Consider the following 26,943-nt stretch of genomic DNA (forward strand, 5'->3'; position numbering starts at 1 on the left):
TCATCCAATTCGCCGATCAGCGGCCGGCTCACCTGCGGGATTTACGGCCTTTGGCCGGAGGCCCGGCACGCTTTCCGGCTGCCTTGGGCGACTGTTTGCGCGACGAGCGCTCATCGGATGGAGCCCGCACAGCCGACTTGCCCGAGGCTTTTCTGTTTGAAGTGGTCGTACCGTGTGCAGCACGGCTTTCAGACCCAGCCATTCCTCCAGTTGCCTTGCCTTTTGCTGGCCTAGCCTGAGCGAGATCTTCACCTTCGCGAACCAGGCGGAAATCGATCTTGCGGCCATCAAGATCTACGCGGCTCACCTGTACCCGCACGCGGGAGCCGATCGCATACCGAATGCCGGTTCGTTCGCCGCGAAGTTCCTGACGCGCCTCGTCGAACTTGAAGTACTCGCCACCTAACTCAGTAATGTGCACAAGGCCTTCGACATACATCGCGTCCAACGTCACGAAGATGCCAAAGCTGGTGGCAGCGCTGACCACTCCGCTGTATTCCTCGCCCAGATGCTCGCGCATGTATTTGCATTTGAGCCATGCCTCGACATCCCGGCTGGCCTCATCGGCTCGGCGTTCATTAGCGCTGCAGTGCAGGCCTGCCGCTTCCCATGCCTGGGTCTCCCGGGTACTGACCGGTGCTTCTTTGCGCGGCTGCATGGTGGGCGCAGCCACACGTGCTGCCAGCCGTTTGGCCAGCTTGGCATGCGCTTCGCCAGGGGTGGGCAACGCCGGCAACCGGTATTTGGTTTTACCCAGGATCGCCTTGATCACCCGGTGAACAAGCAGATCGGGATAACGGCGAATGGGGCTGGTGAAATGGGTATAGGCCTCGAAAGCAAGCCCGAAGTGGCCGCTGTTGATCGGGGTGTAAATGGCCTGCTGCATCGATCGCAACAGCATCGTGTGGATCTGCTGAGCATCAGGCCGATCCTTGGTGGCGTCTGCAATGGCCTGAAAGTCACCTGGTTTCGGGTCGTCGCCAATCGACATGCCCACGCCCATCGCCTTGAGGTAATTGCGCAGGATCTCCTGCTTTTCCGGCGTTGGCCCTTCGTGCACCCGGAACAGACCAGGTTGCCCACCCTGCGCTATGAAATCGGCACTGCAGACATTGGCTGCCAGCATGGCCTCTTCGATAAGGCGATGCGCGTCGTTGCGGGTGCGGGGCACGATTTTCTCGATGCGGCCGTTGTCGTCGCAAATGATCTGCGTCTCGGTCGTTTCGAAGTCCACGGCACCCCGCACATGTCGCGCAGCCAGCAAAGCCCTGTAGACGTCGTGCAGATTGAGCAGATCTTTCACGCGCGGCTTGCGTTTAGTGGCCTCGGGACCGCGGGTATTGGCCAAGATGGCCGCTACCTCGGTGTAAGTGAAGCGGGCATGGCTGAACATCACTGCCGGGTAAAACTGGTACGCGTGAACATCGCCCTTGGCCGTGATGAGCATGTCGCAAACCATGCACAGACGTTCCACTTCAGGATTCAGCGAGCACAAGCCGTTGGACAGTTTCTCGGGCAGCATGGGAATCACGCGTCGAGGGAAGTAAACGCTCGTCGCACGATCGTAGGCGTCGATATCGATCGCACTGCCGGTCTCCACGTAGTGGCTCACATCCGCAATGGCCACGAGCAGGCGCCAACCTTTGGCACGCCCGACCTTCGCCGGCTCGCAATACACGGCATCATCGAAATCGCGGGCGTCTTCACCGTCGATGGTCACCAGCGGCACATCCGTCAGATCCACCCGGCTGCGTTTGTCCTGGGCCCGTACCTTATCGGGAAGCGTCTTGGCCTGCGCCAATGCATCGGCTGAGAATTCATGCGGCACGCCGTATTTGCGCACCGCAATCTCGATCTCCATCCCTGGATCGTCCACCTCACCGAGGACTTCGGTGATTCGTCCCACCGGCTGCCCAAACAAGGCAGGAGGTTCAGTCAGTTGAACCACGACCACCTGCCCCGGCTTCGCCGCGCCAGTGGCTCCTTTGGGAATCAAAACATCCTGGCCATAGCGCTTGTCTTCGGGGGCGACAAGCCAGACGCCGCTTTCCTGAAGCAGGCGCCCAATGATCGGCTGGTCGGGCCGCTCGACAATTTCTACCACGCGCCCTTCCGGACGTCCCCGACGGTCTTGCCGAACGATCCGTACCCGCACGCGATCCTTGTGAAGCACGGCACGCATCTCGTTAGGGGGAATGTAGATATCGGATTCACCGTCGTCCCGCTGCACGAATCCATGCCCGTCGCGATGCCCCTGCACACTGCCTTCGATCTCGTCTTCATTGCGCGCAGCAGGTGCGCCGGGGGTCGATTTTTTGATATACAATCTGAGTCTTTCCTGAAATGCCCAGGTGGCGGAATTGGTAGACGCACTAGTTTCAGGTACTAGCGAGTAACATCGTGGAGGTTCGAGTCCTCTCCTGGGCACCAAGTTTAACGACAACCAACAAGGTTGTTGGCCAAAAAAGCCGCTTCTTTTGAAGCGGCTTTTTTATTTCTTGCGTTCTCGCTCCGCAATAAGGTTCAAGCAAAAAATTCCATTGCTCAGCCAAGCCGCATAAAAAAACGCTCTATAATCTAAGTCTTTCCTGAAATGCCCAGGTGGCGGAATTGGTAGACGCACTAGTTTCAGGTACTAGCGAGTAACATCGTGGAGGTTCGAGTCCTCTCCTGGGCACCAAATTGAAAAAGCCGCTGTTTTCACAGCGGCTTTTTTTTGGCCGAATTTCACCACTGCTGCGCACGATCGACGAATGGGATGCCGCAACTGGACGCTGCTGAGCAGCCTGAAGCAAGAGAGACTGCCCAACACGTGAAAAGGCAATAGCGAGCCGACAGATTTGCAAAGCAGCAAGGCCGGAGGTGTGACCCGGCCTTGGCTCACTGAACTGCTCTCTTATTTGCGCAGCAGAGTCTTGAGGGCGTTCTGCAACCTGCGGGCGCTGGTTTCGTCGGTGGCACTTGCCAGCACCCTGGCAACGTCCTGTCCCCAGGTTTGGACAGGCGTAGGATCGTTTCGTCGGGTGAGCAACTGAAGTTGCAGCGCACGGCGGGCCTGCAATTGCTCTGCAGGAGTAGGCACCTCAGCCGCCATTTCCAGTCTCAACAAAGCCTCCGATGCATCCCCTTGAGGCGCAGCAGAAACCGCCTGCGTCCATGCCGTTCGGACGGAAGCCTGAACCTGCCCGCCCAGTTCCTGAACACTGGGAAGTTGAGTTGCGTCGCGCTTTTGCCAAGCGGCAATCAGCTGAGTCAATGCCTCACCATGTGCCTGGACTGCCAACTTGCGCAGCGTGAGTTGCGCATGCTCGAGCGCCTCGCGCTGGGCACGGAAAGCGCTGTCGCCCAAACGGGGACCATGGGCCTCTGAACGATCTCCGAATCGGTCGCCCCGGTCTCCGAACCGATCGCCACGTGCATCACCGCCACGGGCGGAGGCATCACGCGGACCGCGCCCCTCTCTGCGCTCGCCCGGACGTCCTGGACGCCCCGGCAACGCAGGCGCATCCTTCTTCATGCCAGGGCGATCATCACCCCGCACCGCCACCACGGGACGGGGTGCAGGTTTCGGCGCAGCGGCCGGCGGAATCTGGTCCGCATCGGTAGCACCTTCTTCCGAGGTCGATGCGACCTCCGAGGGTGCTGCAACGGCATTGTCCGAGAGAGTTACCTGCGGTTTGCTCTGTGCAGCCGACGCAGCGGCCTCGTTGGCCAATGCCTGGCCTCGAAGAGCCGCTTCCAAAGCAATCATTGCAGCGCGGATCTTCTGAGCGTCGCCGCTGGCATTGGCGTCTTCCAACGCTTTAGACGCCTCCAGCACGATGCGGTCTCGGTCACTGATCTCACCCGCCATCTTGTCTCGATCGGCTGATTTGCGATTGAACGCTTCGTCGATGGGCTTGCGGAAGGCGTCCCATAGTTTCTGCTCGTGCTTGCGATCCAGCGGTACAGACTGCGCCTCGGCCTGCCAACGCTGCTGCAGTGTCTTCACGGCGTCGACTCGCAGCGTAGGAGCGGCACCCAGTGCTGTCGCCTCGTCGATCAGTGCATGCCGGCGCGCCAGGCTTTCCTTCTGCGCAGTTTCCAGCGGGGCCGCTGCTGCAGCCATGACCTCTTTCCATTGAGGCTGCAATTCAGCAAACACCTTCTCACTGACATGACCTCCGTCGCGCCACCGATCGCCGAACTGGTGGAGCGCACGGTTGACCGCCTTCCAGTCGGGTTGACCAGCCGTTGCCTGGGCTGCTGTCCAAGCCTTCACCTCTTCCAGCAAGGCAACGCGTTGGCCCTTGTGCTCCGCCGCGTCCGCACGCACCTTCTCCAGCCATGCCTCGACCACTTTGTGCGCGGCATTGCAGGCTTCGTCGAATTTCTTCCAAAGCGCATGGTTGGCCGGACCACCTTGGTCCGCTTGCTTCCACTGCTCGCGCAATTGGCGCAAGGTTTCCTGCATCTTGCGGCCGCCCAAGGCTTGGCCTTCCGGACGTTGCAGCAGCCCTTCGGCGCGGGCCACCAGGTCTTCCCGAACCTGGTCCGCACTCCAGCGCTGCCAGCCTTCGAGCTCGCCCGCAGCGACCAAAGCAGCATGCACTTGCTGCTCCAGTGCCGCGTCGATGTGCTTTCCCTGTGTTTTGAGCACGCTTCGGAGCGCCGCAGCGGCTCCTGCGCTGGCCTTGCCGTGGCCTTCAGCGGTTTCACGCTCCAGTTTTCCCAATGCATCCCGCACGGCTTGCACCGCTTTGTCTCGCACTTCAGGATCAACTTTGGGGCGTGCTGGGGGCCGCGACGAAGGTTGCGCTGCAGCGGTTTCCGAAGGCTGGCCGCGGGCCACGCGCAACTCATCGGCCCACACGGGGACCGGAGGCAAGGCAGCAGCAGAATCTTCCGACGCAGCCACGGCCTGAGCGACCGCCGGCTGGAAGGCATCCCACACCACGAGCAGTTGGGTGCGCGAGGCATCCAGCAAAGGTGGAAAACGTGCCTCTACACTGGCCCAGGACGGGTCGTCGGTCAGTTCCTGGGCCTGTTGCTGCCACCGGCCCACGTCGGTGCGCAAGGCCTCCAGGGCAGCTTGAGCGTCGCGCCAAGGCTTGGTGGAAAGCACCTCGATGCGCTGGGCGAGCAGCACTGCGGCCTCCCGCTGTACCTGCACACGATGCTGCAGATCCTCGATGACCTTCATGCGTTCGGCCAATTGCACCTTGAGAGAAGCCAAAGGCTCGCGCGACAAAGGGGCTCCGGCCTTGGCAGCGTCACGCTGCCAGGCCAATGCGTCAGCGATGTTCAGCTTGGCCGCAGACAACAAGCCCTGCGCTTTCTCGGCCCACTCGGCAGCGATCGCCTCCTGGCCCTTGGCCCGCCGGATTTCATCGAGGCGCTCACGGACGGCTCGGGCGGCACCCTTGTCGCGCCCGCTCAATTCCTTGAAGACTTCCTGCAACTGCTCAGGCGACGGTTGGGTCTGCAGCCATTCGCGGATGCGCGATGCCCTCTCTCCCGAGGTCGCGGCGGAAAACGCGCCGCCCGTCAGCGCATCCAAAGGATGCGGCTCGGTGTGCTTGGCCGGGGCCGGGTTCACTTCGGGTGAGTCAGACATTTTGTTGCGAGAAGAAAAGGGAAACATGGATTCAGTGGGTAAAAGGCCGGGGCCGATGGAGCCAGCGCCTACAGGCAGCGCAGATGACGCCGCCGACAAGGGCGCTATTTTCGCCCGGTTTTTGCGAGTTCCCTGTGCAGGGCGTTTATCCGGCCTCGGCGGGCATGCTGGACCATCGTTCAAACACTGGATCGCTGCATATGGGGCGCATGGCTGCGACTGCAATACGGCAATGTAGCCCACAGGTGCAGATGAATGCAAAAGCTTGTTGCCACCCAGTGCGCCTGGTCATCGGGTGGACAAAGTAAGTTCCGCATGGGGCGATGCGTTCGTACTCTCCGAATCCATTTTCGGCGCACCGACGAACAATCGATTCAAAGCGACTTGCCGCCCCGCCAAGTAGTCGCGGACCGCGACCGCTCGCGCCTGCGCCAGTTCCCGCATGGCATCTTCGGGAAGCACCATGTTTGCCAACAACAATGCCTCCATTTCTGGGACAGACATTTCCTTCGCCATTCCGACCAGATTCCGGGGTTTTGCGATATCGGCCCTGCGGTACACCTCCTTGAGCGAGTCTGCGTATTCCTGCGAATCCGGCGCCAGCGCTTCGGACTCGCGAAGCGTCCGGTCGCCACGTACGGCCATGCGACGCGCCTGGGCCATGACCCGGGCCTGCAACTGGGCCCGTTTCCAGCCCTCCTGCTCCACATCCCGCTGTGCGTGCCCTTCTACGGTCATGTTGAGTCCCGGCCGTTCCCAGAGTGCCTGTCCGATCTTGTCTAGCGTCTTTCTCGCTTCGTCGTCCAGCGCTGCGCTGCCTGGAGCAAAGCTGACGCGGTCGAGTTCAGAACTGCCACCCATCCATCCGGCCAAGAGCGAGAAGGGAGAAGTGATTGCCTTCATCACCAAGTTACCCACTGCACGAAAAATCACGGGGCCCAACCGGAACTCTGGGTCGTTCAGCGAGCCGTTGATGGGCAGTTCCACGTCGATCACGCCATTGCGGTCCGCCAGCAAGGCGACGGCCAGGCGCACCGGCAAACTGGCAGGGGCTCCATCCACAGGCTCGCCAAAACGCAACTGATTCAGAACGAGCTTATTGCTGGCCGTCAACTGTCCATCCGGCAGAACGCGGTAGTTGATGTCCATGCTGAGCTTGCCCCGTTCGATCCCATGCCCTGCGTATTTGATGCTGTAAGGCGACAGTGGCGGCAGTTCCAGGTCGCGCATCCGGCCTTGAATGTCCAATGCCAACGGCTTGGCCAGCGGATTCAGCCGCCCCGTGATGTCGAGCGAGGCCGATCCTTGCGCACGTCCGCGCAACTGAAGGTCAGCCATGGCCGGCTCGCTGCCTCCGACGGGCGGCGCAGACGCAAAAGGCCCCAGGCGCCCGTTCAGTTCGCTCAGGTCGGCAGAGTAATTGGGCCGAACGAACGAGTCGGTGAACCGCACCGAACCGCCTGTCAGCACCGTCGGCCCGAGTCGGATGACAGGCGCCATTGAAGGCGTCACATCCTGGGGCGTCGCTTGCAAGGCGTCCACGGAAGCGATGCCTGGGGATACAGCCCCGGTTGCTGGTACGCCAGGCTGCCCCTGCGCAGGCCGGGCAAGGTCCTGCAAGTTGATGCGTCCATTCGGCTGAACGATGATGCGGGCGAAAAAGTCGCTCAACGCCGTTTCCTTGATGTCGAAAACGGTCGGCTTGCCCGGCGAGAGGGAGAGCTCCATGCCCTGCAACGCCAATGACTTCCAATTCAGCAGTTCTTCTGCGCGAACGGATGCCGACCCGTCCCGTGACCCAGGCGCCGGCAGGCTTACGGGTAACGCTCTCACCCGCACATCTTCCAATGCAGCATTACCCCGTACGCCGACGGACGGCCCCTCTTTTTGCGCGGCATAGCGTACGTCGCCATTGAAGCTGCCCAATGCGCGCACGACGTCCACCGCCATCGGGTGATCCACATAGGGCTCGAAGGGATGCAGCGGCAGGCGGGAAGCCTGCACTTTGCCCTGCACCAGCATTGGCGCCAGTTGCACCGTCCCTTCGTAAGCAAGGCTGCCAGGATCAGACCGCCCGGAGCCCAGGCGCGCGGAAAGCTGCAGCGGCATCGGTGAAGCGCCGGCCTTTGCCGGCCACGCAAAACCTTTGGCCCGCATTTGGAAGGCATCGACAAGCACCGCCACAGGCTGCGCTTTTGCGGCGTCGTTGAAGGCCAGGGCTCCACCTTCCATCGACACCTCGTCCAATTGCAAATCCCAGCCGGGAGGATCGGCAGGCAGTGTTCCCGGAGTGACCGGCATGCGGTTTATCCCGGAACTGTCGGATGCCTGGACCAGCCAGCGCTCCAGCATCCAACGCCCTTCCCCATTGCGCTCCAACCGAACTTTGGGCTGCGATGTCGCCACCCGCGCAACGGTGACGGTCCGCTGAGGCATCCGGATCAATGCGTCTTGCATTTCGATTCGCCCGATTTCAACCCAGGCTGCGTTATTGCGCAGGGCCAAGCCCGTAGCGGCACTCGCAGGGCAATCACGTCCAGCGGCGCAGGCCAATTCAACGCGGTCCACCGACAGCTTCGCGATCTTTGCAGCCAAGGCAGTGCCGTTCCAAGCCACACCGAAGTCAGAATCCAACGTGCCATTCAGCTTGGGTTGCAACGCGTAGGCCAGATACGGGCGCGCCATCCCTATCGGCCAGCCACGGGCCGACACGGCCACGCTTCCGGACTGCGACTGAACCTGTCCTTGAAGCGAAAGCGTGGCAGCGTCGCCACCCTCTTCCGAAGATAGTTTGGCATCCGCTATGAACTGCACCGGCTTGGAGAGGGGCAAAGCCAGGCGCGTCACGTGAATCCGCAAATCGCGCGCCGAAATACGGGTCGGCGCTGTCGCGCTCTCATCCAGCCAATCCACTTGCCCGCCATGGACCCTCACCCGATCCACCACTACATCCCAAGGGGCGCTGGGCACCGAAGGGTTTTCATTTTTCGTGGTGCCCGGGCCTTGTACCGAATCGCCCAGCCAAGCCATTCGCCCGTCCCGGTCACGCCGCACCATGGCATGCGGCCCTCGCCATTCCAGCGAGGTGAGATGCACCTTTCGCTGGAAGGGTTGGAGCGCTGCCAAATGGGCGGTTGCCACATCGAACGACAGCAGCTGGCCGCCCTGCGGATCGCTCAGGCGTGCGCCATGGATTTGGACGACCCCACTCACGGAAAGGGCCGGCTCCGACTGCTTCTGGAATGCCAGCCTCAGATCGGCATCCAGCGTGCCTTGCTCGATGCGCGCAGGCATTCCGGGTGGCAGGTAGGCCAGAAACGGCTGCAGATCCAGCCCCTTGAACCGCAGCGTGGCTTCGGTGTCCCGGCTGTCCAGGAAGGGCGTGCTCTGGGCTCCGGTCGTGAAAGCCGTCCCATTGAGTTCAAAAGCCAGATGGGGGGCCACCTTCACGGCGCGGTCCGCCGGCCGATTGCTCAGGAAGGGAACACTCAGGGTGAATCCCCGCACGGTATGGACCCGCTTTTGCGGCGCGTCGCCGAAATCCACTGCTCCATCCCGCACCACGATGTTGTAGAGCGAAAATCGCTGAGGCTCCGCCGCGGTTGAAGGTGCCGGCGCCGAAGTTCCCGGCAGCTTTTTCAGCAGATCATCGACGTCGGTGTGGTTTGCCGACGTGCGCGCCACGCGCAATGTGGGCCCGTCCACCTCCAGCGCGTCGATCACCGGTGCCAGATGCCAAAGGGACTGCAGCTCTGCATCTATATAGAGGCGCCTAATTTCCAGCTGGGGCTCTTTGCCCGAAGAGTCTGCCGCCATTCTCAGATCACGCAGTTCCAGCTCCAGGGTCCACGGCTTGAAATCGATCTGTCCCACCGAAAGCTCTCTGCCCAGTTGCGCCGACACCCTGGTATGCAGGACATGGCGGAGCGCTGGCGGAACCAATGCCCAAGCGAGCGCCCAGAGAGCCAGCCAAGCCAACACAGCCCACGCCAAGCGGCGCAGCCAGGGATTTGTTTTGATCGAGAGCGCTTTCAGGGGCACATCAGAGTCCGGTTTTCATTGCACAGATCATAGGATTCGAGCAGAAAACGGCCGGCGCAACATGTAACCAGACGCAAAAAAGAAAGCCCGGTGGGATCTGAAGATCCACACCGGGCTGGACGGCTGACACAAAGGTCTTTTGCCATCATTTGCACCATGGAGTTTGAACGTCCAAGGGGCAGGAGGCAAGGTATTGCCTCCGGGGTCTGCCTTGGAAGTTCGGCCAGTCACCTTCAATGCACTGCATGCTTTTGGAGGGCGGCTCCGCTTCGTCCGGCGATGCCTGAATCAATCAGGCAAGTCCACTTTAGCCAAGTTGATGGATGACCACAAGCTGGATTTTCAATCGCTTCACACGCCTCGATTGCATTCAGCACCATCGCCTGGGCAAAGGGGTAACGCAGGGTAATGCAAAGGTGCAGTTCAGCCCTATAAACCTGTGTTTCCTAACAGATTTTTAAGATCAAATTCATCTAACAAAGACGTTTGTTAGTATTGACTCTGTATTAAGAGCCCTCCTAGAATCCGCGAGCCCCGAAAAACGGGGTTGACGATTTTCCATCCGCTGCCGATCCCGGCTAAGTCAGTTCGGTCATTGAACGCTCTCCGGAGGCAATGCGAACCTGATGGCGTACCAATCCAGGCGAGATGCCTGGCACGGCCTGGCCCCTTGTGGGCCACCTTGCTCAGGCCTCGACTCAGAAAGGAAAAGCTACATGACAGCGTTAGGAACAGTGGTCACCGGAGCGCGAACGTTCGCATCCGATGTGATCGACGGTTTTTTTGAAATCACCCACAGCAGCTTTGCACTCCTCGGCCTGGCTGTCGCTTTTGCCGTCATCACCCTGACCGCACGTCCCGACCTGCGCCAGACCGGAGAAGAAAAGCTGATGGGCTGGCTGCAAGCCCGACAGGTCGCGGTCATGGGTACGCCCATCGAGCCCGAAGCCAGCGAGCGCGCCACCGCGAGCAATCCGAAAGAACTCCCCAAAGAACAAGCCGCTGTCACCTACTGGCTCAGCAAGAAGTACCGCGTGGCGCCAGAGCCTTTGGCGGTGTTGGTGGCCGAGGCCTATGAAATCGGCGGCAAGACCAAGCTGGACCCCACGTTGATCCTGTCGATCATGGCAGTGGAATCGAGCTTCAACCCCTTTGCCCAGAGCGCGGTGGGTGCCCAGGGCCTGATGCAGGTCATGACGAACGTGCACACCGACAAGTACCAGAATTTCGGTGGCCATTTCGCGGCATTCGATCCGGTCAGCAATCTGCGGGTGGGCGTGAAGGTGCTGCAGGAATGCATCACCCGCGCCGGCTCATTGGAAGGCGGCCTGCGCTACTACGTGGGCGCTGCGAACCTGCCGGACGATGGCGGGTACGCTGCCAAGGTCCTGGCCGAGCACTTCCGCCTGCGCCAGGTGGCCAGCGGCCGGTCGGTGCCCTTGCAACCTCCCGCACCGGCCGCTCCGCCGATGCTCTCGACGCAGGCGCCCGCACAGGCCGTCCCCGCCAAGGCTCCGGCCGAGGCAGAGGCCCCCAAAGCCAGCGCCGACAAGGTGGCGCTTCTCTCCGACCTTTGAGCCCGCGGCGCCAGACACGGCATCGCATCGATTCACCAAGAGGCGCTGGGCTGCGGGCCCGTTTCTGTCAGCTACACTCGCGGGGTACGCAACTGGCGATAGGCGCGGCACTCTACTGCCGCCGCTGACGTGGAAACCGACAGGGGTTCACCCCCTGTGAACCACTGGGGAGCGTGCCGCACGGGCTGAAAGGCCTGCTGTGTTCCGCCGTTCGCCTGGGCAGCCCTTGTTTCAAGGGACACCAGTTCATAGGACTGCCAACATGTACCAACGCAATATCCTCGTCAGCCAGGCCGACCCTGAAATCTGGGCCGCCATCCAGGCCGAAAACGTTCGCCAGGAACAGCACATCGAGCTGATCGCCAGCGAAAACTACGCCTCCCCGGCCGTCATGGCCGCCCAGGGCTCGCAGCTCACCAACAAGTACGCCGAAGGCTACCCCGGCAAGCGCTACTACGGCGGCTGCGAAAATGTGGACGTGGTCGAGCAACTGGCCATCGACCGCGTGAAGAAGCTCTTCGGTGCCGAAGCCGCCAACGTGCAGCCCAACTCCGGCTCGCAGGCCAACCAGGCCGTGCTCCTGGCCTTCCTCAAGCCCGGCGACACCATTCTCGGCATGAGCCTGGCCGAAGGCGGCCACTTGACGCACGGCATGCCGCTGAACATGAGCGGCAAGTGGTTCAACATCGTCTCGTACGGCCTCAACGAAAAAGAAGAGATCGACTACGACGCGCTGGAAGCCAAGGCCCGCGAACACAAACCCAAGCTGATCATCGCCGGCGCATCGGCCTATTCCCTGCGCATCGACTTCGAGCGCTTTGCAAAGATCGCCAAGGAAATCGGCGCGATCTTCTGGGTGGACATTGCCCATTACGCCGGCCTGGTGGTTGCAGGGCAATACCCCAACCCGGTGCCCCATGCCGACGTGGTCACCTCCACCACGCACAAGAGCCTGCGCGGCCCGCGCGGCGGCATCATCCTGATGAAGTCCGAACACGAGAAGGCCATCAACAGCGCCATCTTCCCGGGCCTGCAAGGCGGCCCGCTGGAACACGTGATCGCGGCCAAGGCCGTGGCCTTCAAGGAAGCGCTGGAGCCGGGCTTCAAGGCCTACCAGGAACAGGTCGCCAAGAACGCCATCGTGTTCGCCGAGACGCTGATCGAGCGCGGCCTGCGCATCGTGAGCGGCCGCACCGAAAGCCACGTGATGCTGGTGGATCTGCGCGCCAAGGGCATCACCGGCAAGGAAGCCGAAGCCGCTCTGGGCAACGCCCACATCACCATCAACAAGAACTCGATCCCGAACGACCCCGAAAAGCCGATGGTGACCAGCGGCATCCGCGTGGGAACGCCGGCGATCACGACGCGCGGCTTCAAGGAAGAGGAAACGCGCCTGACAGCCAACCTGCTGGCCGACGTGCTGGACAACCCGCGCGACGAAGCCAACCTGGCCGCCGTGCGGGCCAAGGTGCATGCGCTGACCTCGCGCTTTCCGGTTTACGGCTGAGCAATGCCCTTCTCTCCGCTCAGCGCCGTCTGCCCTCGCCAAACCGGGGCAGCACGGGTGCTGGCGCCAGCCCGCTTATCAATGTTTGCCGGCATCCTTGAAAAAGGGGCCCTCCGATGAAGTGCCCCTTCTGCAGCCATCCTGAAACCCAGGTGGTGGAGACGCGGGTGGCCGAGGACGGAGATTTCGTGCGCCGCCGCCGCCAGTGCGGCGCGTGCGACAAACGCTTTACCACCTACGAGCGGCCGGAAGTCAATTTTCCGTCGATCGCGAAGAAGGACGGCCGGCGCATCGAATACGAGCGGGCCAAGCTGCTGGCCTCGTTCAACCTGGCGCTGCGCAAGCGCCCGGTCAGCACGGTGCAGATCGACAGTGCCATCGAGCGCATCGAGGAAACGCTGCTCAACCTGGGGCAGCGCGAAGTGCCGTCCCACCAGATCGGCGAGTGGGTGATGCGCGAACTCAAAAAACTCGACAAGGTGGCCTACATCCGCTTTGCCAGCGTGTACCGCAGCTTCGAGGACATCGACGACTTTCGCGCGCTGGTGGACGAAGTGCGCAAGTAGCGTCAGGCCGCACAGGCCTTGCAGGTCTTTCAGGCCTGCACCGCAGGTCCATCATGTGGCGGCAGCTATTAATTCAATAGCAAGCAGAATGGCGCGCTGTCTGACAAGGCGAGCGACCGCGTGGCCGCTTCAGCGTTCTAAACTGGACCGCTTCGTCTGCCGAGGCGGCTTTCGCGCCCGGCTCGCCCGTCACGATCCGCCCTTCGCCTTCGCTCCATGGAATCCCAGCCACCGATTTCCACCCCACCGATCTCGCCCATTCCCAAGACCACCACGGGGCATGTCCACCGCCACACGTGGCAGTTCTTTCGCGCCGGTGGCGTGGATCAGGTCACCATCCACACGGGCGCCGACATCGCCCACTTGGCCGAACTGGACCAGAAGCTCTGGGTGGCGCTGGCCTGCCCCACGCGCGGCATCGAGTTCGACCCGCGCACGCTGGACCTGATCGACACCGACAAGGACGCCCGCATCCGCCCGCCGGAACTGCTCGCGGCCTGCGCCTGGGCCTGCGCCCGGCTGGCCGACCCCGACCTGCTGGCCCAGCCGGCCGATGCGCTGGACCTGGACGCCATCGACGCCACCACGGACGAGGGCGCTGCGCTCGTGGCGCAGGCCCGGCGCATCCTCGCGCTGGCCGACCAGCCCGATGCCACCGCCATCACGCTGGCCCAGGTGCTGGAGCGCAGCGAACAGCTGAGCGCCATGCGCTTCAACGGCGATGGAGCGATCACGCCGGACACGGCGCAGGACGACACACAGACGCGGGAGGCGATCCAGCAGATCATCGCCACGCACGGCAGCGTGCCCATCGAGCAAAAGCCGGTGAAGGGCATCGCCCAGGAGGCGCTGCCCGGGGTGGACCGCGACCATGCCGAGGCCTTCTTTGCCGAGGTGGCGAAATGGCATGCCTGGTCGGCCCAGGTCGGCGACCGCACGGCCGGGCTGGCGCTCGGTGAGCGCACGCTCGCCGCCACGCAGGCGATGAACGCGGTGCGGCACAAGATCGACGATTTCTTCGCGCGCTCCCGGCTGGCCGCCTACGACCCGCGGGCCGCAGCGGCGCTCAACCCCACGGCAGAGGAATATGCGGCCATGGCTGGCGTCGATCTGGATGCATCGTCCCCCGCGGTGGCCGCCCTGCCCTTGGCGCCGATCACGCCCCACGGACCCCTGCCGATGGCGCGTGGCACCAACCCCGCCTGGGCCCAGGCGCTGCAGACGTTCCGGGAAAAAGCCGTGGAGCCGCTGCTTGGCCGCCCAGCCGAGGCGCTGACCGAAAAAGAGTGGGAGCAGGTGCAAAAGGCCCTGGCGCCATGCCAGCAATGGCTGGCCGACAAGCCGCTCACGAAGCTAGAGACGCTCAAGGACGACGCCATCCGCCAGTTGCATGAGAGCAGCGTGCGCGAGCGCGTGATGGCCCTGATCGACCAGGACGAGGCCGAGAAGGCGCACAACACGCAGATGCTGGACCTGGAGAAGCTGCTGCGCTTTCGGCGCGACCTGCTCGTGCTGCTCAACAACTTCGTCTCGTTCTCGGCGTTCTACCAGCGCGAGGGCGCGATCTTCCAGGCCGGCACGCTGTACCTGGACGCGCGCAGCTGCGATCTGACGGTGCAGGTTGCCGACGCGGGCAAGCATGCCAAGCTCGCCGGGCTGGCCAAGACCTATCTGGCCTACTGCGACTGCACGCGCAAGGGGCAGAAGATGTCCATCGTGGCGGCCTTCACGGCGGGCGACGTGGACTTTCTGTTCGTGGGACGCAACGGCGTCTTCTACGACCGGCAGGGCCACGACTGGGACGCCACCATCACCAAGCTGATCGAGAACCCGACCAGCATCGCGCAGGCGTTCTTCTCGCCCTACAAGAAGTTCGTGCGCATGATCGAAGAGCAGGTGGCCAAGCGGGCCTCGGCCAGCGATGCGCGGGTGGAAAAATCGCTGGGCGCCACGGCCGGGCAATTGGCCAACACGCCGCTGAAGGCCGGCGGCACCACGCCCGCCGCCTCCACCGTGGTGGAGCCCGGGCGCCGCACCGACGTGGGCACGGTGGCGGCGATCGGCGTGGCGCTGGGCAGCATCAGCGCGGTGCTGGTGGGCATCTTCGGCAAGTTCGTCGATCTGGGGGTGTGGATTCCGCTCGCGCTCATCGGCATCGTGCTGGCCATTTCCGGCCCGAGCATGCTGATCGCGTGGCTCAAGCTGCGCCAGCGCAGCCTGGGGCCGATCCTGGATGCGAGCGGCTGGGCCATCAATGGCCGCATGCGCATCAACACGCGGCTGGGCGGATCGCTGTCGCAGACGGCGCGGGTGCCGGCCAATGCGCGGCGGCTGCTGGACGACCCGTTCGCCGAACCGCGTCGGCCGGTGTGGCTGGCGGTGGGGGGATTGCTGGTCGTCGCCGTGCTGGCGGTGGCCGCATGGCGCTGGTACTGGCTGGAGCATGCCCTTGCTTCCGCACCTGCCGCGGCTCCCGTTGCGGCCACGGGCAGCGCTGCTGCTGTGGCAGCCCCTGGTGTGCCGGCGGCTTCGGCGCCGGTGACGCCAACCGTGCCTGCCTCGGCCGCGCGTTGAGGCGCAGGCCCGGGGACCTCAGCGCCGCGGGCGCATGTGGCCCGCGGGCTTGAGCCTCAGAGAAACGACGCCTGGATCGGCGGCACTGGCGGCTCGACGTCGCCGCACTGCCCTCGGTGACGCAGCGCGTGGTCCATCACGACCAGTGCCAGCAGGGCCTCGGCGATGGGCGCGGCGCGGATGCCCACGCAGGGGTCGTGCCGGCCCTTGGTGATGACCTCGGTGCTCTGGCCGTGCACATCGATGGATTCCCGCGGGCTGATGATGGAGCTGGTGGGCTTGATGGCCAGCGACACCTCGATGTCCTGCCCCGTGCTGATGCCGCCCAGCACGCCGCCCGCGTTGTTGCTGGCAAAGCCCCGGGGCGTGAGCGAATCGCCGTGCGTGGTGCCGCGCTGCGCCACGCTGGCAAAGCCCGCGCCGATCTCCACGCCCTTGACGGCGTTCAGGCCCATCATCGCGTGGGCGATGTCGGCATCCAGCTTGTCGTAGAGCGGCTCGCCCAGGCCGACCGGCACGCCCGTGGCCTGCACACGGATGCGCGCGCCGCACGAATCGCCCGACTTGCGCAGCGCGTCCATGTAGTCCTCGTAGGCGGACACATCGGCGACCGGCGCGAAGAACGGGTTATGGGGCACGTGGTCCCAGCTCTCAAACGGAATGGCCAGCTCGCCGACCTGCATCATGCAGGCGCGAAAGCGCACGCCGTATTTCTCGGACAGCCACTTCTTGGCGATTGCGCCAGCGGCCACCGTGGGGGCGGTGAGCCGCGCCGACGAACGCCCGCCGCCGCGCGGGTCGCGGATGCCGAACTTGTGCCAGTAGGTGTAGTCGGCATGGCCGGGGCGAAAACTCTCGGCGATGTTGGAGTAGTCCTTGCTGCGCTGGTCGGTGTTGCGGATCAGCAGGGCGATGGGGGTGCCGGTGGTCTTGCCTTCGTACACGCCGGAGAGGATCTCGACCGTGTCGGCCTCGTTGCGCTGGGTGACGTGGCGGCTGGTGCCGGGGCGGCGTCGGTCCAGGTCGGCCTGGATGTCCGCCTCGGACAGAGGCATGCCGGGGGGGCAGCCGTCGATCACGCAGCCGATGGCTGGGCCGTGGGATTCACCGAAGTTGGTGACTGCGAATAGGGTGCCGAGTGTGTTGCCGCTCATGGGGCGCGATTATCACAGAGGCCCGGCGCCTGCCACGATACGGCCCCACGGCATATTGCTATTAAATCAATAGCTACTACCGCAATAAATACTAGGGCGACAGGCCTTTTTCATACCAAAGCGGCATTCAGGCTGCAGGGCGGGCGTCTTCCTCGGGCCAGTCGCGGATATAGGCCTTGAGCATCTTGTTCTCAAAGTTCTGGGCGTCCACCACGGCCTTGGCCACGTCGTAGAAGCTGATCACGCCCATGAGCATCTTCTTGTCCATGACGGGCATGTAGCGGGCGTGGCGGTTGAGCATCATGCGCCGCACCTCGTCCACGTCGGTCTCGAGCGTGCAGGTGAGCGGGGCATCGTCCATGGCGGTGCGCACGAGCAGGGTGCCGACCGAGCCGCCGTTCTTCACCACGGCCTGGATCACTTCGCGGAAAGTGAGCATGCCCACCAGGTCGCCCAGGTCCATGACCACGAGCGAGCCGATGTCCTTTTCGGACATGATTTCAGCGGCCTGGGACAGCGGCTCGTCGGCGTTGACGGTGTAGAGGGTGTTGCCTTTGACGCGAAGGATGTCGCTGACTTTCATGGGGGAGGTCTCCGTGGTGCGCGCCAGGGCGCTGCTGGCTGAATCCTGCGCAATATAGCCCACAATGCGGCGCTTACCCCCCTACAGAGGAGACACGGATGCCCGGTTACTCAGACCCTGGCTTCGACACATTGGCGCTGCACGCGGGCGCCTCGCCCGACCCGGCCACCGGGGCGCGCGCCGTTCCCATCCACCTCACGACGTCGTTCGTGTTCGAGTCGAGCGACCACGCGGCCGCGCTGTTCAACCTGGAACGCCCGGGCCACGTGTACAGCCGCATCAGCAACCCCACCAACGCCGTGCTGGAGCAGCGCGTGGCCGCGCTGGAAGGCGGCGTGGGCGCCATCGCGGTGGCCAGCGGCCAGGCCGCGCTGCACCTGGCGATCTGCACGCTGATGGGCGCGGGCGGCCACATCGTGGCCAGCACCGCGCTGTATGGCGGATCGCAGAACCTGCTGCACTACACGCTGGCGCGCTTCGGCATCGAGACCACCTTCGTCGCCCCGGGCGACATCGACGGCTGGCGCGCCGCGGCGCGGCCCAACACCCGCCTGTTCTTCGGCGAGACCGTGGGCAACCCGGGCCTGGATGTGCTGGACATTCCCACTGTGAGCGCCATCGCGCACGAGGCCGGCGTGCCGCTGCTGGTGGACTCCACCCTCACCTCGCCATGGCTCATGCGGCCCTTCGAGCACGGGGCGGATCTGGTGTACCACTCGGCCACCAAGTTCCTGTCGGGCCATGGCACCGTGATCGGCGGGATCGTGGTGGACGGCGGCAGCTTCGACTGGGAGGGCCCGCGCACCGCGGGGCGCTTTGCCGAACTGACCCAGCCCTACGACGGCTTTCACAACATGGTGTTCACCGAGGAAAGCACGGTGGGCGCCTTCCTGCTGCGCGCGCGGCGCGAGGGCCTGCGCGACTTCGGCGCGTGCATGAGCCCGCACACGGCCTGGCTGATTTTGCAAGGCATCGAGACGCTGCCGCTGCGCATGGAGCGCCACATGCGCAACACGCAGAAGGTGGTGGAGTTCCTGGCCAGCCATCCCTTCGTGTCGCGCGTGGGGCACCCGATGCTCGAATCGCACCCCAGCCATGCACTGGCGCAAAAGCTGCTGCCGCGCGGCGCGGGATCGGTGTTCAGCTTCGACCTGAAGGGCAACCGCGCGCAGGGCAAGCAGTTCATCGAGACGCTGAAGGTCTTCAGCCATCTGGCCAACGTGGGCGACTGCCGCAGCCTGGTGATCCACCCGGCCAGCACCACGCATTTCCGCATGAGCGACGAGGCACTCTCGCAGGCCGGCATCTCGCAAGGCACGATCCGCCTGTCGATCGGGCTGGAAGACGCGGACGACCTCATCGACGACCTGCAGCGCGCGCTGAAAGCCGCAGAAAAGGCAGGTGCGTGATGCGCATCACCGTCAACGGCCACGGCACCTATTGCTACACCGGCGGCAAGGCGTTCGACGCGGCCAAGCCGACCGTCGTCTTCATCCACGGCGTACTCAACGACCACAGCGTGTGGGCGCTGCAAAGCCGCTACTTCGCCAACCATGGCTGGAACGTGCTGGCGGTGGATCTGCCAGGCCACTGCCGCAGCGAGGGCGATGCGCCCGAAAGCGTCGAGCAGGCCGCCGGCTTCATCGCCGCGCTGCTGGATGCGGCCGGCGTGGCGCGCGCCGCGCTGGTGGGCCACAGCTGGGGATCGCTGATCGCGCTGGAGGCCGCCGCCCGCCTGCAGGACCGCATCACGCACCTGGTGCTGGTGGGCACCGCCTACCCGATGAAGGTGTCCCCGGCCCTCATCGAGTCGGCCCTGAACACGCCCGAAAAGGCGCTGCGCATGGTGAACGTGTTCTCGCGCAGCACGCTGGCCTCGCCCTCGGGCGCGGGCTTCTGGGCCTATGGCGCGGGCATGGCCCTGGGTCGCCGCGTGCTGCGCAGCAACCCGGCCGTGAACGTGTTCCACCGCGGCTTTCTGGCCTGCGACCGCTATGCGGGCGGCGAGGCAGCCATCGCGCAGATCACCTGCCCGGTGCTGTTCGCCCTGGGCGTGCAGGACCAGATGACCAATCCGAAGGCGGCGCAGGGCCTGATCGCGGCGGCGCGCGCGGCCGGCAAGGCGGTGCAGGTGGCGAGCCTGCCGGTCGGCCACCACCAGATGACGGAGGCGCCGGACGCCACGCTGTTCGCGATCCGGGATTTCCTCGCGGCCTAACAGGCGGCGTTACGAATCGCCGTTGGACGGTCCACGCGTGCGCACGACTTTCAGCACCAGGTTGCGCGCACTGTCCTCCTCGGAACTGACAACGAGCCAACGCCCCGCGCCGTCCCGAAGCACCTCGCGTGGTTCTGCGCTGGTCGGCGGATCCTGAATGGAGGTCGCCACGTTGGTGTCGTTGTTGGCCAGCGCGCCGTTGCCCGTCAGGCTCGTCCAAACCGCACGGAACCGGCGTGCATTGGTGCCCGCTGCCGCGCTTTCCTCGATGGCGCCGAAGGCCTTCATGCTTTCGTCGCCCTGGACGAAGAAGGACTTGAGACGATAGTTGACAGGAAGCACCACACGCTCGATGCCTTGGTCGCCAAAGGAGGTGTCGAGCGCGCCATTGGCACTGAACTTGGCGACGCTGAGATGGCAGTCGCTGCCCGCGCATGTTCTGGCGGCGACGACCAATCCGCCATCGGGATGGGACGCGAGTTGGTATTCCTTCAACTCCGCCCCGAAGGACGTCCAGCCACCGGAGGTCTGCGCTTGCGTCCCGCCCGCGTGCAGCGCGACGCAAAGCCCGGGGTCGGACTTCGGGTCGGAGTAGATCCGGCCACCCAGTTGGCCGGCGGTGACGATGCCGCCGTTGCGCAGCGCCAGCACCGCCGCGCCGCTGGCCTCGCAGGGCGCAGGCGGCTGCGATGCCGTCGGTTGATTGAACGCGGCATCAGGTATTCCGTCCGCAGACAGGCGGCGCAAGGAACGCCCGAACACTTGCAGGATGGGGCGGTCGTTGGACGTCAGCAGAACGGGTTTCTGATCGGGCTGGATCGCCAGCGCGAGGGTGTTGAGATTGGTGGAGACGAATCCCTCCGCAACGCCCTGGGTGCCGAACGTGCTGTCGACCGCCCCGTTCGCGGCAAGGCCGACCACGGTGTGGTGCCATGTGCCGGGCTCCCCGGACGCCGTCAGGCACCGGGTCTGGTAGGACGGTGAGAAACACGGTTCGTGCGCCTGAACCGCCACGAGGATTCTGCCGTCGGCCTGGAGTCGAACATCGCTGATCGACTCGTACCCCTTGACGGAAAACCGTGCTTCGCCGTTTTGGCCGAAGCCCCTGTCGACGTTTCCGTCGGCGCCCATCCGGACGACAAAGGTCTGCGTGGCGGGCAGCGATCCGAAACCCGAAGGGGCTGCGGGAACCGAGACTCTGCTGCCTGCAATCAGCAGCCTGCCATCCGGCTGCACGCCCAGGCTGGCGAAGGATGGCGTGCCGAGCGGGAAGGTAGCCACCCCGGCTTCGCCGTACGTGGTGTCGACCTTCAGGGCATCGGACAGAGTGACCGTGGTGGATCTCGATCCGCCGCCACAGGCCGTCAACGCGAATGCCACCAGGCAACTCGCCAGCCAGACGTTGTATGTCGGTCGTTGAAAAATACGCCCCGTATCGAGTCGATGCATGCCAAACCCCTCCTTTGATTGAAGAACCCTTTGCAGGACATTCTGCATGGCTGGTCGCTGGGTTTTCACTCGGCGGGCTTGCGCTGTGTGGGATTGGGTAACACCCGCCGAAAGATCTGCGATAGATTCCGCCATTCCGAGCAGCACCCGCCGGTACGGAAAAATGTGGAGGGAGGCAACCGATGCGCGAGTTTCTGATGTGGGAAAACGAACCGGTGGCCGTGCCCGCTTTCCGGTCGATCGCGATCGTGGAGGGCACGGTCCACGCCCCGACCATCGCTCCGCACCTTCGCAAGCTCTACGCCCAGTTCGAAGCGCGCTTCGGCCCATCGGCGAACGAAACGTCGTACCACTTTCCCGGCTACAAGGGCAAGATCCGCCCGGCGACGCAGCGCATTTTGGACGATGGCCGCGCCTATCTCGCCAGGGACACCGGAACCCGGTATGGCGAGGGACTGCGCCGCTACGGCCGCGCGCTCGCCGACTTCCCGCACCCCGGCTTGCCGTTCTTCGGCATCGAGCAGCGCAGCGGCCGTTTTTTTCTGGAGGCCGCGATACCGCAAGACTCGCCCCATTGGCACGGCTTCGCGGAGAAAGTCAGCGCGACCTTGATGGAACTGCCCACCATCAGCGGCACGATGGGCATGGGACGATTTCTCCCCCCACACAAAAGCAGCCTCAGGTTCCTGTTGAGCGCCGATTCGGATCGCCATCGTGCCGCGTTCAGCACCGACGCCGACATGGTGGAGCCAGCGCTTCGCAGGGAAGGTTCACCGCATCGGTGGAAGGCGGGAGAGGAAGCTGGTATTGCCGATATTGGATGGCGAACGTTCATCGGCCGTGAGTATTGGGATCGGATCGAACCCGCACTGGCCGCGCTGGCCCTCGACCCCGACATCATGGTCGAGCGATCCACCCATCTTCTCTCGATCACGGCCGGCGATCGCCCGATCTGGGGCTCGCCCGACGAAACCGATGCGTTGCGGCCGTTCCGAACGATCGCCCGCGCGCTCGAGCCCGTCCGCCAGCCCCTCGGCGCGGCCCGGGCTTTCTGGTTCGGTGGCGGGGCCACCGACGATCACGATGATTTGGTCGCGGCGTACCTCGCCCGCTTTGACCCGGCGTAGTGTCCTGCCCGCCGCACTCGGCCACTTCGCATCGCCTTCCCATCACCCGTCGGCTTCGACAGGAAAGACGTTTGGAGAAACTGCACCGAGGGCCGGCGTGGCCGCGGCGGCTTGGGGGAGCGGCGCTGGTACGGCCCTGCCGCGGCGGCGCTTTCATGCGGCGCACTGCCATTTCTAATAAAAAGCGCTCTATGCCCTAGTAGTCATTGCCCTTGCAGCTATTGATTTAATAGCATTGCAGCAATCACCCGTCATGCGGATGCCAGCACGGAAAAGCCATCGGGCCCATACGCCCCACCTGCGGGCCTCGCATCGGCGCCTCCTTGGCCGGGTAGCGGCGGATGCACGCCCTCCCCGCCAAGGCCCGGGCCGCTCATGCGCGCAAGGCCGCAAGTGCGGCCGTCACGCCAGCAGCCGGCACAGCTCGGTGAGATCAGGCACCGTGGCGTGCGGCTCGCCTTCGTGCGGCCAGGCCGCCTCGCCCCGGTTGATCCACACCGCCTGCATGCCCGCGCCCAGGGCGCCGTGCGCGTCCAGCGTGGCATCGTCGCCCACGTGCAGCACGCTGTCGGGCGGCACGCCCAGAGCCTCGGCCGCCGCGTGGAAGATGCGCGGGTCGGGCTTGGCGATGCCGAACTCGCGTGCGCTGATGCGGGCCTGGAAATAGGCGCCGATGCCGATCAAATCGAGATTGGCATTGCCATTGGACAGCGCCGCGACGGGGTAGCGCATGGCCAGGAATTCCAGCGCCGCGATGGCGTCGTCGTAAAGCTCCACGCGCTGGCGCTCGGCGAAAAAGGCATCGAAGGCGCCGTCGGTCAGCCCCGCGTCATCGCCTGCCTGCCGCAGCGCGGCGCGGATGCTCTCGCGGCGCAGGGCGCTCAGGTCGTGGGACAGCTGCGGATGCGCTTGCACGACCTGGCTGCGCAGCACGGCGGCGGCTTCGGGGTCGGCCAGGAGGGCGGCGGTGGCGGGCGCCCGGTCCTGCAGCCAGGCGCACAGGACAGCCTGGGCGCGGGCGATGGTGGGCCAGATGGGCCAGAGCGTGTCGTCCAGGTCGAGGGTGACGGCACGGATGCGTTGGGTGTCGAGCATGCGGGGAGGATAGCGCAGGGGTTTCGCGCGCGGCCCGCCGAAAGGGTGCGTGGCCTTTGCCACAATGCGGGCATGCCCTCCCCCACCTCTGCGCCCTCGTCGCCGGCCCCCCTGTCCGGCGCCCCTGCTCCCCTCACCCCTTCTGCCGCGCGACCGGCCGCAGGCATGTCCCGCGCCGCCGTGCTGCTGTGCAACCTGGGCACCCCCGAGGCGCCCACCGCACCGGCGCTGCGCCGCTACCTGGCGCAGTTCCTGGGCGATCCGCGCGTCGTCGAGATTCCCCGCGTGGCCTGGCTGCCCATCCTGTACGGGATCATCCTGCGCATCCGCCCCGCCAAATCCGCCGCCAAGTACGCGAGCGTGTGGATGCCGGAAGGCTCTCCGCTGGCCGTGTGGACAGCCAAACAGGCCACGCTGCTGCGCGGCTGGCTGGGCGAAGCGGGGCTGGGGGTGCGCGTGCGCCATGCGATGCGCTACGGGCAGCCATCGATCGCCTCGCAGCTCGACGCCCTGCAGGCCGAAGGCGTCGAGCGCGTGCTCGTGCTGCCGCTGTATCCGCAGTATTCGTCCACCACCACGGCCAGCGTGGCGGACGACGTGTATGCGTGGGCGGGCAAGCAACGGCGGCTGCTGGAGTTTCGCTTCGTGAACAGCTACCACGCGCACCCGGGCTATATCCACGCACTGGCGCAGAGCGTGCGCGCGCACTGGAAGCGCGAGGGCAGCCGGGCCGAGCAGCTGGTGATGAGCTTTCACGGCATTCCCGCGCGCAACGTGCAGCTGGGCGACCCCTACCAGCAGGAATGCCTGACCACCGCCACGCTGGTGGCGCAGGCCCTGGGGCTCTCGCCCGAGCAGTACCGGGTGACCTTTCAATCGCGGTTCGGCAAGGCCCGCTGGCTGGAGCCCTACACCGAGCCCACGCTCATCGAAATGGCCCAGGCCGGCACGCGCAGCGTGGACGTGATGTGCCCGGGCTTTCCCTGCGACTGCCTGGAAACCCTGGAAGAAATCAACCAGGAGGCGCGCGAGGCTTTCCTGCACGCGGGAGGCCAGGAGTTCCGCTACATCCCCTGCATGAACGACGACAACGCCTGGATCACCGGCCTGAGCCAGATCGCGCAGCAGCATTTGCAGGGCTGGGAATCGCACTGAGACGGCAGCGCGCGGGCAATAACAGCCAAAAAGGCCTCCAGCGCAATAAAGACGGCGGCATCATGCTATTAATTAAATAGCAAAATTGCCGCCACCGGCCGCTACGCCGGCATGACTACGGCACGACTACAGCGTTACTCCGGCACGCTGATCGCGCCGCTCGTCACGGTGATGGCATTGCCGTTCACCGGCGTGGCGGCAATGGCCGGCACATTGGCCGCCGTGATCGCCGGAGCGCTGCCCGCAAGACCGCCGCGCGGCACCGTGCGCACCACCTGGCTGGCGGGCAGCGCGGTGCCGTTGGCGAGATGGTCGTACATGGCGTCGAGCGCGCGGTTCAAATAAACGTGCAGCGGCACGTAACGCGTGTCGTAGCCCGGCAGCACGCCGGTCAGGCCGATGAAGCTGTCGAAGTGCTGCGCATTCGTCACCTCGATGTAGCGCAGGCGGCTGGAGGCGCCCTCGACCCGGCGGTTCAGCGCCGTGTAGGGGCGGGAGGTGTGGTTGACGGGCAGCAGCGCATCCGAGCGGCCGTGCACGATGATGGCCGGCTTGCCGCGCAGGTTGCCGCTGCGGCGGGTTTCGTCCACACCGGCCTGCAGTCGCTGCGCCGCATCGTCGGTGCCCGTCACGAGGTTGCGCAGGCACAGCGCGCCGCTCAGGTTCCAGTCGCGGGCGCCGGTGGCGCTTTGCGACAGCACGTCGCGCGTGGCGCCGCCCAGGCTGCGGTTGTTGACGAGCTGCACGCCCGCCGAGGGCGGCACGCCGTTGCCGGTGGCGAACATGTCGGCCAGCGCGGCCGGCGCCAGCGGCGTCACCGCGCCCTGCGCCGTGGTCGCCGCGAAGCTGTAGCCGCAGAGGTTGTCCTTCACGCTCGAACGCGAGAGCGCGTTGGCGAAGGTCACCGCCACGGCGGGCACGACCTCGAAGCCGGCCAGAGACGGGTACTGCGCCACCGATTCCGCCTCCCAGCCGTAGGCCCGCAGCCGTGCCAGCGCCTGTTCGGCCAGAGCCACGGTGCTGCCGCCGGTGATGAGGCCCTGCGCACGCAGCGCCTCGCAGCGGTTGGAGGCGATCGGCAACGACGGGCTGGCGAAGCCCAACGCGAACGTGCTGGCGTAGGGGCTGTCGCTGATGGACGGTGCCAGCGCGGCGCAGGCCTGGTACAGCTGCGCGTAGGTGGTGTAGTCGATGAGGGTGCGGCTGTTCACCGCCACGTCGGTGGTGCCGCGGCGCACGGTGACGCCGGGGTTGGCGGGCAGCTCCACGGCCGGCTCCGACACGGCCACGCCGCCGATCAGGCCCTGCGTGTCCTGCTCGGCCGCGGCGATGGCCGCGGCCCCGCCGTTGGAGAGGCTGGAGGCGATGACGATGGTGTTGGTCGGCTTGAAGGTGCGCAGCCGCTGCCCGCCCGGGGACAGATCGCCGAAGCGCTCGTTGATGACATAAAAGCCCATCTCCACCGCGCGCAGCGTGGCCAGGCCCCAGTCCTTCTCGGGGTTCTGCCCCGAGTGGGCGTGCTTGAACGCGAAGCGGTTGGGCGTGGCGGTGTTGAACGCGGCCAGATCGGCGGCCGACAGCCCGGCGTTGAATGCGGCGCTGGTGCCGGCCGAGGTGGCCGAGGTGCGGGTGCCGTCGATCAGCGGCACGGTGTCGGCCTGCAGGTCGTGCGGGGCCGCGCCCGTGCCCTTGTCGGTATAGGCCACGGCGCAGCCGCGCTTGAGGCCCCACTCGCCGGTGGACATGCCGCCGTAGATGCCGAGCGAGCCCGAGGCCGTGGCGGTGATGATGCAAGGCCTGGCGGGGTTGAAGGTGTCCGGCACCTGCACCATCAGCGTGACGTTCTGCCGGCCCGAGCCGTCGTCGTAGTAGGCGATGGTTTCGGTGCCGGCGATCTTGCCTTCGCCCGCCGTCACGCGGCCCTGCGCATCCACGTTGGGGCCGTAAAGCGTGCCGTAGCCGCCGGCGGCCGTCATGTCCAGCAGCGCACGGTAATTGGTATAGATGGCGTTGCGGCGCATCTCGGCCGCGGTGGGCTGGGCGCCTTCGTAGCCGGGGGCCTCGGGGTCGGCCAGGCCGGTGCGGCCCAGGCCGGCGGTCAGCAGGTCGTCGTCCACGCCGTCATAGGTCGCCTGGCGCAGGCTGGCCAGATAGGACGGACGCACATTGAAGTCGAAATCCACGGTGTTGCCACCACCGCCACCGCAGGCAGCCAGGACAGCAGCGGTCAGGGCCATGGCGCGAGGAATGAGCGATCGCATCGGAAGTCTCCTGCAGCGGTGAAACGGAATGAAATTGTCG

At 65.1% G+C, this 26,943-nt stretch carries 16 protein-coding genes, 2 tRNA genes and 1 riboswitch; of the genes, 10 read left to right on the forward strand and 8 right to left on the reverse strand.

What is annotated here, in order from left to right; translation table 11 throughout:
* Positions 1–28: 28 nt before the first annotated feature.
* A complete protein-coding gene (rnr, locus tag M5C98_RS13910) occupies positions 29–2,326 on the reverse strand; it encodes a ribonuclease R (RefSeq protein WP_272548023.1) in 2,298 nt (765 codons plus the stop codon).
* A 19-nt stretch (positions 2,327–2,345) separates the two neighbouring features.
* Between rnr and M5C98_RS13915 the strand changes: the two genes are divergently transcribed.
* Positions 2,346–2,430, forward strand: a tRNA-Leu gene (locus M5C98_RS13915).
* 165 nt (positions 2,431–2,595) lie between these two features.
* Positions 2,596–2,680: transfer RNA gene (locus M5C98_RS13920), tRNA-Leu, on the forward strand.
* Positions 2,681–2,896: 216 nt separating this feature from the next.
* On the opposite strand, the gene M5C98_RS13925 is transcribed toward M5C98_RS13920, so the two are convergent.
* On the reverse strand, positions 2,897–5,623 hold the full coding sequence (locus tag M5C98_RS13925) for a DUF349 domain-containing protein (protein ID WP_272548024.1): 2,727 nt from the start codon (positions 5,621–5,623) through the stop codon (positions 2,897–2,899).
* A 261-nt stretch (positions 5,624–5,884) separates the two neighbouring features.
* Complete coding sequence (locus tag M5C98_RS13930; protein WP_442867181.1) at positions 5,885–9,637, reverse strand: DUF748 domain-containing protein; 3,753 nt, start codon at positions 9,635–9,637, stop codon at positions 5,885–5,887.
* Positions 9,638–10,353: 716 nt separating this feature from the next.
* Here M5C98_RS13930 and M5C98_RS13935 point away from each other — a divergent pair.
* The 4 genes from M5C98_RS13935 to M5C98_RS13950 all read left to right on the forward strand — a co-directional run bounded on the left by M5C98_RS13935 (position 10,354) and on the right by M5C98_RS13950 (position 15,861).
* Complete coding sequence (locus tag M5C98_RS13935) at positions 10,354–11,214, forward strand: lytic transglycosylase domain-containing protein (protein ID WP_272548026.1); 861 nt, start codon at positions 10,354–10,356, stop codon at positions 11,212–11,214.
* Between the two features lie 78 nt (positions 11,215–11,292).
* Positions 11,293–11,442, forward strand: a riboswitch (ZMP/ZTP riboswitch).
* A 34-nt stretch (positions 11,443–11,476) separates the two neighbouring features.
* The gene (glyA, locus tag M5C98_RS13940) at positions 11,477–12,721 is read left to right on the forward strand and encodes a serine hydroxymethyltransferase (protein ID WP_272548027.1); all 1,245 of its coding nucleotides are present in this window, start codon (positions 11,477–11,479) and stop codon (positions 12,719–12,721) included.
* Between the two features lie 116 nt (positions 12,722–12,837).
* Positions 12,838–13,287, forward strand: a complete 450-nt coding sequence (nrdR, locus tag M5C98_RS13945; RefSeq protein ID WP_272548028.1) for a transcriptional regulator NrdR — start codon at positions 12,838–12,840, stop codon at positions 13,285–13,287.
* Positions 13,288–13,503: 216 nt separating this feature from the next.
* Positions 13,504–15,861: a hypothetical protein gene (locus tag M5C98_RS13950; protein ID WP_272548029.1), complete on the forward strand. Its 2,358-nt coding sequence runs from the start codon at positions 13,504–13,506 to the stop codon at positions 15,859–15,861.
* A 56-nt stretch (positions 15,862–15,917) separates the two neighbouring features.
* Here M5C98_RS13950 and aroC read toward each other — a convergent pair whose 3' ends face one another.
* Together aroC and M5C98_RS13960 are read right to left on the reverse strand one after the other, a co-directional pair.
* On the reverse strand, positions 15,918–17,015 hold the full coding sequence (gene aroC, locus M5C98_RS13955) for a chorismate synthase (RefSeq protein ID WP_272548030.1): 1,098 nt from the start codon (positions 17,013–17,015) through the stop codon (positions 15,918–15,920).
* Positions 17,016–17,142: 127 nt separating this feature from the next.
* Positions 17,143–17,598: a CBS domain-containing protein gene (locus M5C98_RS13960; protein WP_272548031.1), complete on the reverse strand. Its 456-nt coding sequence runs from the start codon at positions 17,596–17,598 to the stop codon at positions 17,143–17,145.
* A 98-nt stretch (positions 17,599–17,696) separates the two neighbouring features.
* On the opposite strand from M5C98_RS13960, the gene M5C98_RS13965 reads away from it, so the two are divergent.
* On the forward strand, positions 17,697–19,007 hold the full coding sequence (locus M5C98_RS13965; protein WP_272548032.1) for an O-acetylhomoserine aminocarboxypropyltransferase: 1,311 nt from the start codon (positions 17,697–17,699) through the stop codon (positions 19,005–19,007).
* Positions 19,007–19,816: an alpha/beta fold hydrolase gene (locus tag M5C98_RS13970; protein WP_272548033.1), complete on the forward strand. Its 810-nt coding sequence runs from the start codon at positions 19,007–19,009 to the stop codon at positions 19,814–19,816. Before M5C98_RS13965 ends, M5C98_RS13970 begins: the two co-directional genes overlap by 1 nt.
* Positions 19,817–19,825: 9 nt before the next feature.
* On the opposite strand, the gene M5C98_RS13975 is transcribed toward M5C98_RS13970, so the two are convergent.
* Positions 19,826–21,313 (reverse strand): hypothetical protein, encoded by a 1,488-nt coding sequence (locus tag M5C98_RS13975; RefSeq protein WP_272548034.1) that lies wholly within the window; start codon positions 21,311–21,313, stop codon positions 19,826–19,828.
* 134 nt (positions 21,314–21,447) lie between these two features.
* Between M5C98_RS13975 and M5C98_RS13980 the strand changes: the two genes are divergently transcribed.
* Complete coding sequence (locus M5C98_RS13980) at positions 21,448–22,392, forward strand: hypothetical protein (RefSeq protein ID WP_272548035.1); 945 nt, start codon at positions 21,448–21,450, stop codon at positions 22,390–22,392.
* Between the two features lie 402 nt (positions 22,393–22,794).
* Here the strand turns inward: M5C98_RS13980 and M5C98_RS13985 are convergent, their stop codons facing one another.
* On the reverse strand, positions 22,795–23,487 hold the full coding sequence (locus tag M5C98_RS13985) for an HAD family hydrolase (protein WP_272548036.1): 693 nt from the start codon (positions 23,485–23,487) through the stop codon (positions 22,795–22,797).
* Positions 23,488–23,652: 165 nt separating this feature from the next.
* Here M5C98_RS13985 and hemH point away from each other — a divergent pair, with 165 nt between their 5' ends.
* On the forward strand, positions 23,653–24,642 hold the full coding sequence (hemH, locus tag M5C98_RS13990) for a ferrochelatase (RefSeq protein WP_272553283.1): 990 nt from the start codon (positions 23,653–23,655) through the stop codon (positions 24,640–24,642).
* Between the two features lie 134 nt (positions 24,643–24,776).
* On the opposite strand, the gene M5C98_RS13995 is transcribed toward hemH, so the two are convergent.
* A complete protein-coding gene (locus tag M5C98_RS13995) occupies positions 24,777–26,903 on the reverse strand; it encodes a D-(-)-3-hydroxybutyrate oligomer hydrolase (RefSeq protein WP_272548037.1) in 2,127 nt (708 codons plus the stop codon).
* Positions 26,904–26,943 lie beyond the last annotated feature (40 nt).

This window comes from Acidovorax sp. NCPPB 3576, from assembly GCF_028473605.1.
In the GTDB taxonomy this organism is placed as follows: Bacteria; Pseudomonadota; Gammaproteobacteria; order Burkholderiales; family Burkholderiaceae_C; genus Paracidovorax.

Excerpts from the sequence above, each read along its gene's own strand:
- M5C98_RS13925 (WP_272548024.1), bottom strand. The coding sequence starts at position 5,623 with ATGTTTCCCTTTTCTTCTCGCAACAAAATGTCTGACTCACCCGAAGTG.
- M5C98_RS13935 (WP_272548026.1), top strand. The coding sequence starts at position 10,354 with ATGACAGCGTTAGGAACAGTGGTCACCGGAGCGCGAACGTTCGCATCC.
- glyA (WP_272548027.1), top strand. The coding sequence starts at position 11,477 with ATGTACCAACGCAATATCCTCGTCAGCCAGGCCGACCCTGAAATCTGG.
- nrdR (WP_272548028.1), top strand. The coding sequence starts at position 12,838 with ATGAAGTGCCCCTTCTGCAGCCATCCTGAAACCCAGGTGGTGGAGACG.
- M5C98_RS13950 (WP_272548029.1), top strand. The coding sequence starts at position 13,504 with ATGGAATCCCAGCCACCGATTTCCACCCCACCGATCTCGCCCATTCCC.
- aroC (WP_272548030.1), bottom strand. The coding sequence starts at position 17,015 with ATGAGCGGCAACACACTCGGCACCCTATTCGCAGTCACCAACTTCGGT.
- M5C98_RS13960 (WP_272548031.1), bottom strand. The coding sequence starts at position 17,598 with ATGAAAGTCAGCGACATCCTTCGCGTCAAAGGCAACACCCTCTACACC.
- M5C98_RS13965 (WP_272548032.1), top strand. The coding sequence starts at position 17,697 with ATGCCCGGTTACTCAGACCCTGGCTTCGACACATTGGCGCTGCACGCG.
- M5C98_RS13970 (WP_272548033.1), top strand. The coding sequence starts at position 19,007 with ATGCGCATCACCGTCAACGGCCACGGCACCTATTGCTACACCGGCGGC.
- M5C98_RS13975 (WP_272548034.1), bottom strand. The coding sequence starts at position 21,313 with ATGCAGAATGTCCTGCAAAGGGTTCTTCAATCAAAGGAGGGGTTTGGC.
- M5C98_RS13980 (WP_272548035.1), top strand. The coding sequence starts at position 21,448 with ATGCGCGAGTTTCTGATGTGGGAAAACGAACCGGTGGCCGTGCCCGCT.
- M5C98_RS13985 (WP_272548036.1), bottom strand. The coding sequence starts at position 23,487 with ATGCTCGACACCCAACGCATCCGTGCCGTCACCCTCGACCTGGACGAC.
- hemH (WP_272553283.1), top strand. The coding sequence starts at position 23,653 with ATGTCCCGCGCCGCCGTGCTGCTGTGCAACCTGGGCACCCCCGAGGCG.
- M5C98_RS13995 (WP_272548037.1), bottom strand. The coding sequence starts at position 26,903 with ATGCGATCGCTCATTCCTCGCGCCATGGCCCTGACCGCTGCTGTCCTG.